Source organism: Faecalibacter bovis (assembly GCF_017948305.1).
GTDB classification, from domain to species: Bacteria; Bacteroidota; Bacteroidia; order Flavobacteriales; family Weeksellaceae; genus Empedobacter; species Empedobacter bovis.
Genome location: NZ_CP072842.1, coordinates 2,704,789 through 2,718,477, shown reverse-complemented (window position 1 = coordinate 2,718,477; position 13,689 = coordinate 2,704,789). Strand labels below are relative to the sequence as shown.

At 30.7% G+C, this 13,689-nt stretch carries 12 protein-coding genes; 3 read left to right on the top strand and 9 right to left on the bottom strand.

The features are described 5' to 3' along the window. Positions 1-137 precede the first annotated feature (137 nt). Entirely contained in the window at positions 138-1,109 is a 972-nt protein-coding gene (locus J9309_RS13075) for an N-acetylornithine carbamoyltransferase (protein ID WP_230476325.1), read from the top strand. Between the two features lie 484 nt (positions 1,110-1,593). Continuing rightward, on the top strand, positions 1,594-2,388 hold the full coding sequence (locus tag J9309_RS13070; protein WP_230476324.1) for an alpha/beta fold hydrolase: 795 nt from the start codon (positions 1,594-1,596) through the stop codon (positions 2,386-2,388). Positions 2,389-2,420: 32 nt separating this feature from the next. On the opposite strand, the gene J9309_RS13065 is transcribed toward J9309_RS13070, so the two are convergent. The 8 genes from J9309_RS13065 to J9309_RS13030 all read right to left on the bottom strand — a co-directional run bounded on the left by J9309_RS13065 (position 2,421) and on the right by J9309_RS13030 (position 9,051). Further along, positions 2,421-3,392: an EamA family transporter gene (locus tag J9309_RS13065; protein WP_230476323.1), complete on the bottom strand. Its 972-nt coding sequence runs from the start codon at positions 3,390-3,392 to the stop codon at positions 2,421-2,423. 95 nt (positions 3,393-3,487) lie between these two features. Further along, positions 3,488-4,108, bottom strand: a complete 621-nt coding sequence (locus tag J9309_RS13060; protein WP_230476322.1) for a deoxynucleoside kinase — start codon at positions 4,106-4,108, stop codon at positions 3,488-3,490. A 7-nt stretch (positions 4,109-4,115) separates the two neighbouring features. Next, positions 4,116-4,907 carry a hypothetical protein gene (locus J9309_RS13055; RefSeq protein ID WP_230476321.1) on the bottom strand — a complete coding sequence of 264 codons (792 nt, stop codon included), beginning with the start codon at positions 4,905-4,907 and terminating at the stop codon, positions 4,116-4,118. Continuing rightward, the gene (locus J9309_RS13050) at positions 4,882-5,655 is read right to left on the bottom strand and encodes a sulfite exporter TauE/SafE family protein (protein ID WP_230476320.1); all 774 of its coding nucleotides are present in this window, start codon (positions 5,653-5,655) and stop codon (positions 4,882-4,884) included. Before J9309_RS13050 ends, J9309_RS13055 begins: the two co-directional genes overlap by 26 nt. Before the next feature lie 81 nt (positions 5,656-5,736). After that, on the bottom strand, positions 5,737-7,053 hold the full coding sequence (locus tag J9309_RS13045; RefSeq protein ID WP_230476319.1) for a YCF48-related protein: 1,317 nt from the start codon (positions 7,051-7,053) through the stop codon (positions 5,737-5,739). A 75-nt stretch (positions 7,054-7,128) separates the two neighbouring features. Then, positions 7,129-7,536 carry a hypothetical protein gene (locus tag J9309_RS13040; RefSeq protein WP_230476318.1) on the bottom strand — a complete coding sequence of 136 codons (408 nt, stop codon included), beginning with the start codon at positions 7,534-7,536 and terminating at the stop codon, positions 7,129-7,131. A 158-nt stretch (positions 7,537-7,694) separates the two neighbouring features. Further along, complete coding sequence (locus J9309_RS13035) at positions 7,695-8,537, bottom strand: aldo/keto reductase (protein ID WP_230476317.1); 843 nt, start codon at positions 8,535-8,537, stop codon at positions 7,695-7,697. Positions 8,538-8,595: 58 nt separating this feature from the next. Continuing rightward, positions 8,596-9,051 (bottom strand): DUF1569 domain-containing protein, encoded by a 456-nt coding sequence (locus tag J9309_RS13030; RefSeq protein ID WP_230476316.1) that lies wholly within the window; start codon positions 9,049-9,051, stop codon positions 8,596-8,598. Between the two features lie 321 nt (positions 9,052-9,372). Here J9309_RS13030 and J9309_RS13025 point away from each other — a divergent pair, with 321 nt between their 5' ends. Then, entirely contained in the window at positions 9,373-10,014 is a 642-nt protein-coding gene (locus tag J9309_RS13025) for a 2OG-Fe(II) oxygenase (protein ID WP_230476315.1), read from the top strand. A 39-nt stretch (positions 10,015-10,053) separates the two neighbouring features. Here J9309_RS13025 and J9309_RS13020 read toward each other — a convergent pair whose 3' ends face one another. Then, positions 10,054-13,527, bottom strand: coding sequence for a pyruvate carboxylase (locus J9309_RS13020; protein ID WP_230476314.1), 3,474 nt, complete (start codon positions 13,525-13,527; stop codon positions 10,054-10,056). Between the last annotated feature and the right edge of the window lie 162 nt (positions 13,528-13,689).

Here is a 13,689-nt window from a genome sequence, read left to right as displayed (position 1 = left end):
TTATAATTAAAAACCGTATGTGTTTCAGACTTGTATTAATTTGCTGGAAAGATAAAAAATATATATTCAAAATTCAGTAATCATCATTAGTTTAAAGTAACTTTGTCGTACAAAATAAAACATAAGAATTTTCAGATATGAAACAATTCACGTCAGTTAATGATGTAGAAAACATCGACGAATTATTAAAAACAGCCTTAGAAATTAAAGCTAATCCATTCGCTCAACAAGAAGTAGGTAAAAACAAAACTGTCGGTTTAATTTTCTTTAATCCAAGTTTACGTACACGTTTAAGTTCTATCAAAGCGGCTTATAACTTAGGTGCTAACGCTTGGGTATTAAATGCAGGTGCAGATTCTTGGACATTAGAAATGGGAGATGGAACCGTGATGGATGGAGATTCTCAAGAGCATATTACAGAAGCAATTCAAGTTATGAGTGCTTATTGTGATGTTTTAGGTGTTCGTACATTCCCAAAATTAGTTGATCGTGACGAAGATTACCAAGAATTGATGTTTAATAAAGTTAAATCATTATCATCAGTTCCTGTCGTTTCATTAGAAAGTGCAACTTTACACCCTTTACAATCTTTTGCAGATTTAATTACAATTGCAGAAAAAACAGGCTATACACCAGGTGTAAAACCAGAGAAAAAAGTAAAAGTTGTTATGACTTGGGCTCCACATCCGCGCCGTTTACCACAAGCTGTTCCAAATTCGTTTGCAGAATGGTTTTCTAAAGTAGATTGGGTAGATTTTACAGTTGTTCACCCAAAAGGTTTAGAATTGGATCCAAAATTTACAGAAGGTGCAACAATTATGTATGACCAAGATGAAGCATTAAAAGATGCAGATTTTGTTTATGCGAAAAACTGGTCTTCTTACGAAAACTACGGTCAAGCAAATGAAGGGGATAAAGATTGGCAAGTGACAATGGAAAAAATGAATTTAACGAACAACGGAAAATTCATGCATTGTTTACCAGTTCGTCGTAATGTTGTTGTTTCTGACGAAGTTTTAGATTCTGATGTTTCAATTGTAATCGATGAAGCTACAAATCGTATCTATTCTGCTCAAACCGTTTTCCACGAAATTTTAAAGAATAAATAATCAATTTTGATAAATGATATAAATGCTGATTGTTACAATCAGCATTTTTTTGTTTAAAATTTTAAGAAATCTAATTAACATATATTGTTCTATTTTTTTGAAGTATTTAGAAATAATTTCTATTGATATAGGATTGATCAAAGAATATTGTTCTGAATAAGTTCAATTTTAAAGGATAAAAAAGTTTAAAAAAGGTATATTTTCTTGATTTTTAATGTTAAAAATTCGTTTAAAAACCGAATTTGCTTGAACTTTTAAAAATATTATACCTACATTTGAAAAAGAAAGTATAGAAAAAGTGAAATTTAATTCGTTATATATGACAATTTGTAAGCAGGTGTGGATTATTAATCCAGGCGTGGATATCTCATATATATAAATTTGAAATTTATTTTTTATGATATTTTATATCCCCGTCAGAGTTTATCTAACGGGGATTTTTTATGAATAAAAATCAAAGTGAAACAACCTTAAAATTAAAATAATGCAAACATTAAATCAGATCACAATCCCAGTATGGCCATTAGAGGATAATACAATTGTAAATAATGTATCGGTAACTTATCGTCAGTATGGTTTACCAATCGGAACGGCACCTGTAATTTTGATCAATCACTCGTTAAACGGTGATTCGGATTGTATGTTTCATTGGGATGGAGTAATTGGGCAAAACAAAGCGATTGATTTGGCTGAATATACAGTAATTTGTATTGATATTCCTGGAAATGAAGTTGCCAAAGAAATTAAATATGACCATTTACCATTCGATAAAATTACAGGTAGAGATGTTGCTGTATTGTTTTGGTTAACTTTATTCGAGTTAGAAATTGAAGAATTATTCGCAGTAATTGGTGCCGATTTAGGTGGCGGAATTTCTTGGGAAATGACAACTATTTTTCCTAAACGTGTTTCAAACTTAATCCCAATTGCTAGTTCACCAGTAACTGAAGATTGGTTAGTGAAAGAGCCTATTGCGAAAAACGAATATATTAAATCTATCTTTTATAGCATTGATATTAGCCGAAACAGACATCATGTATTGGAAGTTGCACAATTAATTCAATCTAATATCCACGTGATTTATGTGAAAAATGATTCTAATTACAATAAAAAAGAATTGAGAAGATTTTATACAAAACTTAATGAAGTGAAGAAAAATGTAAAGTTTTATGAGTTAGATGAGATTGAGGATACAATTTATTTAAAACAAAATATAGAAGAAGTAGACAAAGTGGTAGACGGAATTTTAGAAAAAGAATATATTAATAATGTAGCATAAAAAAAGCCTCGCGATTGCGAGGCTTTTTTTATTTATTGTATTTCTTTTCTTTTAAATACTTGATCAAAATTCATGTAAATAATAGCAGTCAGAATTAAAATAATTCCAGCCCATTGTATAAATAAAACTTGTTCACTTAATAAAATAAATGCCATCATTACAGAAACTGGAAGTTCTACCGAAGATATAATACTTCCTAATCCTAATCCAGTTTTTGGGAAACCTAAATTTAATAAAATAGGAGGTAAGACTGTTCCAAATAAAGCAAGTGCAAATCCCCATTTAAAGAATATTGAAAAATCGAACGATTTGTCAACAATAAAATCATCTCCTAAAATTGCTTTATAATTCATAAATTCTGGAAGATAATGAGGACCTAATTGTGTGAAAAAACAAAATATTGTAACCAAAACTCCACCTCCTAAAACCATATACAACGTTTTTTTGTAAGGTGGTAAATAGTTTGCAATTCCGTTCGCTGTAAACATGGTTGTTGTGAATGAACATGCGGCTAAAAATCCCCAGAAAATTCCTTTCCAATCCAAATCAACATCTTGTCCAATAAGATTAGTTGCCATAGCTGTTCCGACCAAAACAATTACCATAGCAATTAATTTTTTTGACGACGGAAATGTTTTAGTAATTATGGTTTCAACCAAAATACTAATCCAAACCGTTTGCATCAATAATACAATTGCAATTGAAACATTAATGTATTGTACAGCGATGTAGTAAAACAGACTCGTTAATCCTAACGAGCTACCAGCTATTAATAGTTTAATTCTATCGTTACCTTGGAATGGTACATTGTTTTTTCCATTAATGTACATTATTCCGTTGATTACCAATAAAATTAAAATACCTAAAATAAATTGAGATGCTGTGACTTCTGCTGTTGAATATCCTTCACCGTAGGCTAATTTCACGAAAGTAGCGAGCATGCCGTAAAAACTTGCTCCTAATCCCACGAATAATACGCCTTTTAAAAGGTCTTTATTCTGCATAATAATATAGTATATAAATAGTTAAATAGTTTCCCAAAAAAAAGCTTGCTTCCGAAGAAGCAAGCTGTCAAAGGTATGATAATAAATGTAATTTTTTAGCCTTTAAATAATCCGTTTATTTCTGCATCAATTCTGTTAAAAATATAGCCTAAATCTTCTTTATTTTCAACGAAATCTAAATCATCAACATCTATAATTAAGATTTTTCCTTCTGTATAGTTAGAAGTCCATTTATCATATTTTTCATTTAATCTGCTTAAATAATCAATACTGATAGAGTTTTCATAATCACGTCCACGTTTTTGGATTTGTTTTACCAAAGTTGGAATAGATGCCTTTAAATAAATTAATAAATCTGGCGCTTCAACGAATGAAGTCATCAAATTAAAAACACGTAAATAATTGTTATAGTCACGAGTTGACAACAATCCCATATCGTTCAAGTTACTTGCGAAAATGTGTGCATCTTCGTAAATCGTACGATCCTGAATAATGTCTTTACCACTTTCTCTAATTTCTTTTACTTGATTAAAACGGCTACCTAAGAAATAAATCTGTAAGTTAAAAGCCCATTTTTCCATATCATTGTAGAAATCATCAAGATAAGGGTTGTGTTCAACATCTTCAAATTGGGGTGTCCAATTATATTGCTTAGCTAAAAGATTTGTAAGAGTAGTTTTACCTGCTCCAATATTTCCGGCGATGGCGATATGCATTTTTCTATTAATTTATTCGGGTGTAAATATACAACCCCTTATTCTTTATCACAAAAAGTTGATCGTCGCTCATAGTAAAATCTTTTACATTAAAAAAATTATCAACGGTCGAAATCTCATGGTTTACCAAATTGATAGTTGTTAAGCTATTATCATCTAAAAGATGAATATAATCTCTTGAAAAACAATATTTTTCGTGTGTGTTTAATAGAATAGTATTCTTTGAGTTACCAAAAAAATCAAATTCATAAATCCAATTTTGACTTTTAAGAAAGATTCTATTTTTGGTTTGATAAATTTCTTCAATAGTTGTGTCACCTTCTTTGAAGAATAACATATTTGATTTATTTATCATCGATTTTAATTGATAATTCCACTGAATTAAACGGAGTTCGATTGGATCAAAATACCACAACGTTTGACTATCTGATACAGAGATTGCGGAAGGGAAAATATTGTATTTGTTTAAATTAATACGATCCTGAATCGGATTTAGATTGTCATCTAATATTTGTAATTCTTGATAGTTATAAACCAAGAACGTTTTTAAACTAAGGTTGGAGTCAATTTTGGTTACAATTTTATTTAAAGGATAACTTTTAATCGATTTATCCTTTTTGATTTTTATTAATTCTTTTTCATTTAAAATTAGATGAATATCGCCCAAAGCATTTGATGTGATTTTCGAAATATTTGCCGTTTCGAAAAAAATAGAATCAGTTATTTTATATTGTGCTTGGACGAATTGGAACGAAATTAACGTAAGAATTAAACTATATTTTAGAGCTAAAGATTTCATAACCAAATCGACAAATTGATAATAATATTACAAAGATAAATATATAACGAATAAACGTATTTCCTTTTGCGATTGCAAATTTAGCACCTAAAAATCCACCAATTCCATTAGAAATTGCCATCGGAATTGCAATCGCCCAAATTATTTTACCTGAAATTAAAAATAAACATATCGAACCAAAATTTGTAGCAAGATTTACAAGTTTGGCTGTAGCAGATGCTTGTAGAAAATCCATTCGGATTAAAGTTACGAAAGCAACTATAAAAAAAGTTCCGGTTGCAGGTCCAATAAATCCATCATACATTCCAATCACAAATGCAATCAAAATACCTTTAATAATACTTTCCTTCTTTTCGATTTTACCAGCTTTGGCTTGACCAAAATCTTTCTTGAAAATAGTGTAGATAAAAAGTGCAATTAATACCACAAAAAGCAAGGGTTTCATAAAATCATTATCCACTAACAATAATAATCTTGAACCTAAAAAGGCTGCAACGAAAGCTACAATTGCCATAATTGCAAAGAGTTTCCATTGAATCTTTATTTTTTTTAAGTATTGAGAAGTTGCTATTGCAGTACCTGTAAACGCAGGAATTTTTAAGGAACCAATTATGGTAGCTACTGGATAATGAGGTAATAATGCGAGTGATAAAGGTGTTTGGATTAATCCGCCACCGCCAACTATAGAATCTACAAATCCGGCAAAAAAAGCAACGGAGCAGAGTAGAAGAATAAGGTCAAATTCCAAAATGATAAAATTTGAACAAAAGTAAAAAAGAAAAGGACAAAGTTTTCACTTTGTCCTTTTTATATATTAAATAAATTTGAATTATTTAACTACAAATTTAACTGTTCCTAAAGAACCATCAGCGTAAGCTACACGAGCGTAGTAAACTCCTGATTTTAATTGAGAAACATTAACTTCTTTTTTAGTTGAAGTTAAAATTGATTTTGCAGACATATCACCAACTACAACATCTTTGATGTCTTTGTTAGTTACGATGTTTAAAACTCCGTTAGAAACAACCGCTTTTAATTCTGCTTTAACAACATTTGTTTCAGTTGTACTTAAAGAACATCCAGGAACTGGTTCTGCTAATTTTAATATACCACCTGTACCTGCTGCGTCAGATGTAAATTGTCCAACCCAAATATTACTACAATCATAAGCAGCAATTTGACCTCTTTGATCATCAGCATCGATAGAAACCCATGTATTACCACCATCGTTAGTGTAAGAAGATCCAATTCCTAAAGGTGAAGTTGTACTAATACCTGTTGTAATATAATTTGCATTAGATCCAGGAATGTATTTAATATCACCGTTGTAGTATCCTGTAGTTTCTTTAATATCCCAGTTAGCACCTGCGTCTTCTGTAAACCATAAGAAACCAATGTTATCTACTAATAAACCGTAAGATTCACTTGAGAATGACATAGAAGCATTAGAATTTTCTCCTGAGAAATCATCAACTGGACCACCTACGTAAGAATTCCATGTTGCTCCAAAATCTGTTGTATGTAAAATACGACCTGTATTAGAAGTTAACCATAAGCTATTTCCGAAACCAATTTTACCACCAACATAACCGTATTCGTCAGCGATTAAAGGAGTTGGAGCAGTAGATAATACAGACCAAGTGTTACCACCATCAGTCGTTTTATACATTTCGTATTTATTATTAACTGGATCTCCAATAACTAATCCTGTTTGAGCGTTAAAGAAATGAACGATGTTACCAAAAGATGCATTTCCGAAAACTCCTGTAATTTTAGACCAGTTTGTACCTCCATTTGTAGTTTTGTATAAACCGTTTGCTGCACCACTACCAGAAGCTGGAGCTGTAACAACGAAAGCATTTTGACCATCTACACCGTGGATATCTGAAATTAAAGCATTTGATGGAGCTGATATTGCTTTTGAAGCCCAAGTTTGACCACCATTAGTAGTAACAGTTGCAAAACGAGGGTAAGTTCCATTTCCAGAACCATCACGTACTGTAGACCATAATGTATTAGCATCTACAATAGAAATAACTTGTGGAGCTGCGTACTGTAAAGGAACATTAATATTTTGTGTTTCATATTGTCCAAATGCAAACGAAGCGAAAGCTACCGTAAGTAACGAAAGTAATTTTTTATTCATAATAGAGTTAATTTATTTAGGCTAATGTAGTTAAAAATCAATATATATATAAAAGATTTTTTTAAAAATCTTTTATTAAAATGATTTTCTGTACAATTCTATTTCATTATTTCTGTGTAAATAGATAAGTTTAGCGTCAGATACTCGTTTAAAAATAAATTGCTCTCGTGTCGTAGAAGACGAAATTGTGAAGTAATATGAATTATCAGAAACTTCTTCTTCAACTCTCATCTGAATTTGCCCTGAAGAATTTGATGTATTTATAATATCATTATAATTTGTTTCTTCAGAACTTGTGATATAGACGTTGTGATAATCAAATTTTAATTCCAATGTATCATTTTGTAGTGATGTGCTCCATTTTCCATGAATCCAATTTGGTGGATTAAAATGAGATTTGTTTGTGTAGTTATCATCATCACTTGTACAACCCATTATAGTAAACATAAAAGAGATTACTATGAAGAATTTAAAAATTTTCATAATGTAAGTTAATTGGTTAGGTTCGGCTAAATTATGAAATTAAATTGAATTTAAACAATTATAACTCAAAATAAGTATTTATAAACAAGTAGATTACGTTAAGTTTTGTTTATAAAAATTAAACGCTTCTTAGTAATAAGAAGCGTTTAGAGATATTTTTAGAAATTAATATTTCCGGGATTCAAGCCAGAAAATCCAGTTTCATCTAAATTAGATAATTGTTCAATTTCTTCTTGTGATAATTCAAAATCAACCAATAAATTATTTTCAATATTTGTTGGGTTTTCCGATTTTGGTAGAGGTAATACGCCTTGCTGAATTGCAAATTTTATACAAACTTGTCCAACCGAAACATTATGCTTTTCAGCAATTAATTTTAAAGTTTCGTCTTGTAGAATTCTTCCAGAACCTAACGGAGACCAAGCTTGAACTAAAATATTATTATTCTTACATAATTCTACAACTTCTGGTTGTGTAAATCCAGGATGGAATTCAATTTGGTTCACTGCAGGAACAACAGTTGCATTTTCTAGTAAAGCTTCCAAATGATTGACCATAAAATTACTTACACCAATTGCTTTTACTTTACCTTCTTTTTGCAAATCTTCTAAGGCTTTCCACGATTCTTCATTTATTTTTTGCCAATCCTCAGGAAACTGAGTTTCATTTGCAGGCCAATGCAAAAGATATAAGTCAATGTATTCTAAACCTAATTTATCAAGCGAAATTTGAAATGCTTTTTTTGCATTTTCATATCCTCGCATATCGTTCCACAATTTTGTTGTAACAAAAAGATTTTCGCGCGCAATTCCACTGTCTTTAATTGCTTTTCCAACACTCACTTCATTCCCATAAACTGCAGCAGTATCAATATGTGTGTAGCCTTTTTCCAAAGCTGTTTTCACAGCTTGATAGGCATTTTCTCCTTCATCAATTTGCCAAGTTCCAAATCCTATTGCTGGGATTTCGTTTGAATTATTTAAAACAAAATTTTTTATCATGATAAGATTTTCTCTTTTTATTTAACGTTGATTAGTAAAACAAATGTTTCAATTATATTTAAATCAATTCAAATTGCTTGAAATGATGTGTAAAGTGTTTATTGTGAAAAATTTTCCAATCTTCATAACCAATTTCATCAACTACAGGATTCATCATTAATATACCTGGATTTGACTGAAAATATTCGTGAAATTTTTCTATTTCACTTTGTAGCTTTTCAATTGCAGCATCCATCGTTGGATAACGTAAGTCTAATAAACCTTCCATTCCGCCAGCTTTTATCCCTCTTTCCATTTCAATATCTGGATTCAAAACGACTTCTTTATATTTCGGAATCATTTCTTTGGGTGTGCGACACGGAATAATAAAACCACCGTTTGACATTTTCATCGAAACTATTAAATGTTCAACCATGTGTTGTGGCGTCATAATTCCCCAAACCGGCTGTTTATCTAATGGTAATGATTTTAATAAATTAATAATTTCTGATGTTTGATCAATATTAGCTTTCATTTTATTCTGATTATAGTGTTTAATAACGTTCTTAAAAATAACAAGAATTTATTTATTTCGGAATAATTCAGGATTTTTCGGTCTGAATATTTCATAAAATAAAAACTTTCTAGATTTGATTTTACGGTTTAGGATATAATTTACATTATGATATTATTAAAAATTACATGTATTAATTGTTTGTTTTACATGAATGAGTTTAAAAAGTTTAATATAATTTAATAAAAATATTTTTTTCAATTTAATAGTAAATTTTATGATTTGGATGATTTCATTTTTCTCAATATAATTTAATTTTACTGAAGTTTTTTATAACAATTAATGGAAGAATTTACATTAAACCCAATTTACGAAAAGATAATTGATGATATATCAGAAAATAAATTTTCTATTTCGGATAATTTTTTTTCAACTGAGGAAACAACATTACTACGTAATTACGTAATCGAACAAAATACAGAAGACGGTTTTCATCAAGCTGCAATCGGGAATTCTCAAAATGAAAAGATTGTGAAATCAATTCGTGGTGATAAAATTAAATGGATTGACGAAGCGAATAAAAATGACGTTGAGGAAGTATTTTTTAAAAAAGTAAACGATTTTATTTCATATTTAAATCGTACGTGCTATATGGGAATTGAGGAAAGTGAGTTTCATTACGCTGCCTATACAGAAGGGACTTTTTACCAACGTCATGTAGATGCTTTTAAAAATGATGATCGTAGAACTTTATCAATGGTTTTTTATTTGAACGACGAGGATTGGAAGGATGAATATGGTGGACAGTTAGCATTATATTTACCAAACGAAGATGGGTCTGAACGTGAATTAAATATCCTGCCAGTTGCGGGAAGAATGGCAATTTTTGATAGTAAAACCATTCCACACGAAGTAAAAAAAGTAAAGCAAACGCGTTATAGTATTACTGGTTGGTTGAAAACAAGAGCCAAAAATGGATTTTAAATAAAAAAAGACCTCAATTTTGAGGTCTTTTTTATTGTTTTATAAATCTTCTAATTCGATAACTAAATCGTTTTGATCTACTAAAGTTCCGACAGATAAAACCACTCGTTTTACTTTAGCAACTTTTGGAGAAGAAATAGTACTTTCCATCTTCATAGCTTCAACGAAGAATAGAGGAGAACCACTTTCTACAATATCGCCTTCTTTCACTAAAATCTGTGATAAACTACCTTGTAAAGGAGCACCAATTTCATTTTCAGGATTAGTTACTTTTGCGTGAACAGCTTTTGTAGAAGTTACATTTTTATCTTTTACTTTAACTGTCCTTTGACCTCCGTTTAGTTCGTATGTAATCGTTCTAATTCCTTCTTCATCAGGTTTTGAAACATATAATAATTTTACATGAATAACCTTTCCTTGACGTAATTTAATTTGAACTTCTTCTCCTTGTTTCATCGGATAGAAGAATGCAGGAGTAGGTAATTGTGAAACGTCTCCGTAGGTATTTTTATGATTATAATATTCGTCATAAACCTTAGGAAACATTTGGTATGATAAGAAATCTAATGAAGAACTATTTGGATATTTTTCATTAAATTCTTTTGTCGCTTGTTCTAAATCGACATCAGGTAAAATCTGAGCTTGAGGTTCGCCAATTTCTTTTTCATTTTTTAAGACAATTTGTCTTAATTTTTCAGGAAATCCACCGTAAGGTACACCTAAATCTCCATTGAAGAAACCAATTACAGATGCTGGAAAAGAATGATTTTTTGTTTCATCTAAAACATCTTCCGGAGTTAAATTATTGGCTGTCATAAATAACGCCATATCTCCAACAACTTTACTACTTGGAGTTACTTTTACAATGTCTCCAAATAAATTATTAACGTTCGAATAATTCTTTTTAATAGTAGATATTTTATCACCTAAACCAACTCCTTCAGCTTGTTGTCTTAAATTAGAATATTGCCCACCAGGAATTTCATTGTTATAAACTTCAGCTGTAGAAGATTTCAAATCAGACTCGAATGGATAATACATTTCTCGAACATTTTCCCAATAATTACTATGTTCATTTAATGCCTCAAGATTGATTGATTTATTTTCTCTTTCAGTACCTTGTAATAATGCAACCATCGAATTTAGATTTGGTTGCGCTGTTGTTCCACTAAATGATGCTAACGAACAATCAATACTATCGATACCAGCTTCTAAAGCTTTTAAATAAGTAGCAATTTGTGTTCCTGCCGTATCATGCGTATGAAGTGCAATTGGAATAGAAACGGCTTCTCGTAAAGCAGGAATTAAAACTTCTGCAGCTTGTGGTTTTAACAAACCAGCCATATCTTTTATAGCCAACATATGTGCGCCAGCATCCTCTAAACGCTTCGCTAAATCTGTATAATAAGATAAATTATACTTGTAATTTCCTTCGCGTAAAACATCTCCTGTATAACATAAAGATGGTTGAGCAATTGCTTGTGTATTTTTAGAAACAAATTCAATCGCAGGTAACATAGATTCTAAATTATTTAAAGAATCAAAAATTCTAAAAATATCAATTCCATTTTCAGCTGCTTCTTCTATAAATTTCTGAACAATATTTCTTGGATAAGCTGAATAACCAACAGCATTACTACCACGGAAAAGCATTTGTAATAATACATTTGGCATCGATTTTCTTAGTAGCTGTAATCGTTCCCAAGGACATTCGTGTAAAAAGCGTAGCGCAACATCAAATGTGGCTCCTCCCCAAACTTCAGCTGAAAATATTCCAGGATTGTTTTGTGCAAAACTTCCAGATGCAGCCAAAATATCTTTGGTACGAACACGAGTTGCAACTAAAGATTGATGTGCATCACGGTAAGTAGTATCTGTAAAATAAATTTGTTTATCGTTACGGATTTGTTTCAAGAATTCTTCGCGACCTAATTCATTTAATAAATCTTTTGAACCTTTAGGATAAGGTTTTAATGAATCAAATGTTGGGATAATTGGTTTTCTAAATTCTTTATTTGGATCATAAATTTTTACATCCGGATGTTGATTGATTTTGATGTCGGCTAAATATTTTAATACTTTAGTCGAACTATCTCTCATTTTTTTGATTTTAAACAATTCAGGATGATCACCGATAAAGTTTACGGTACATTCACCTTTTCTGAAAATTTCATGTCCTAAAACCTTTTCTAAAAATAAGATATTGGTTGCTACACCACGAACTCTAAATTCAGATAATGCACGTAATAAACGTTGCGTAGTTCCTGATAAAGTTCGTCCGCTTGCAGTAACTTTCACGATCATAGAATCGAAGAAAGGTGAGATTTTCATGCCTTGGTAAGCGCTTCCCTCATCTAATCTGATTCCGAAACCTGCTGCATTTCGATAAGCGATTAAAGTTCCATAATCTGGTTTAAAATCTTGCTCCGGATCTTCAGTCGTAATACGACATTGAATTGCAAAACCATTTATTTTTAAATCTTCTTGTGATTTGATATGAATTCGAGGATCATCCAACGTTACACCTTGCGCAATTAGTAATTGGCTACGAACAATATCGATTCCTGTAATTTCTTCTGTAACCGTATGCTCAACTTGAATTCTTGGGTTAACTTCTATAAAATAAACATCATTGTTTTGGTCAACTAAAAATTCAACTGTTCCTGCATTATTGTAGTTTACTGCTTTTGCAATTTTTAAAGCATATTCATAAACTGCATCTTTCGATTTTTGAGGTAAATTGGGAGCTGGAGCAATTTCAACAACTTTTTGAAAACGTCTTTGTACCGAACAATCTCTTTCAAATAAGTGGACAATATTACCGTGATTATCTGCTAATAATTGTACTTCGATATGCTTGGGTTGATCGATAAATTTTTCAATAAAAATTGTACCATCACCAAAAGCTTTAAACGCTTCATTTGAAGCTTCGTTAAATGCTTGTTTTACATCTTCAATTTGTCTTACAACTCGCATTCCACGTCCACCGCCACCAGCAGCAGCTTTTAAGATAATTGGAAAACCGATTTTTGCAGCGATTTCATCAATTTTATCAATATCATTTGCAGATAAAATTGCATCTTCTATGACTGGAACATTAATAGATTTCGCAATATTCTTGGCCGCAATTTTATCACCTAATTGTTCCATAACTTCAGGTTGTGGACCAACGAATATTATTCCTTCTTCACGGCAACGTTTTGCAAAAGTTACATTCTCACTCAAGAAACCATAACCTGGATGTATGGCATCTACATCATTTTCTTTTGCAACTCTAATGATTTCTTCTACATCTAAATAAGGTTTTAAAGGCTGATCATCTGATCCAATTTGATAAGATTCATCTGCTTTAAATCGATGCATAGAAAAACGATCTTCATGAGTGTAAATTGCAACAGTTCTGATTCGCATTTCAGAGGCTGCACGTAATACACGTATTGCAATTTCACCTCTATTAGCTACCATTAATTTTTTAATGACAACTTCAGTTTCGTTAAATAGTTTTTGTGACATTTTTTTTGTTTGTGCTTTAAAAATAGAGCTTAAAAAAATTTAATGCAAGAACTGAAGAATGTTTCTTTAATAAATAAATAAGTTGTATTATTATTTAATATAGACTAAATCGTTTATCTTTATATAAATCAATTATTTATTGTTTTTATGGTGTTGAGTTAA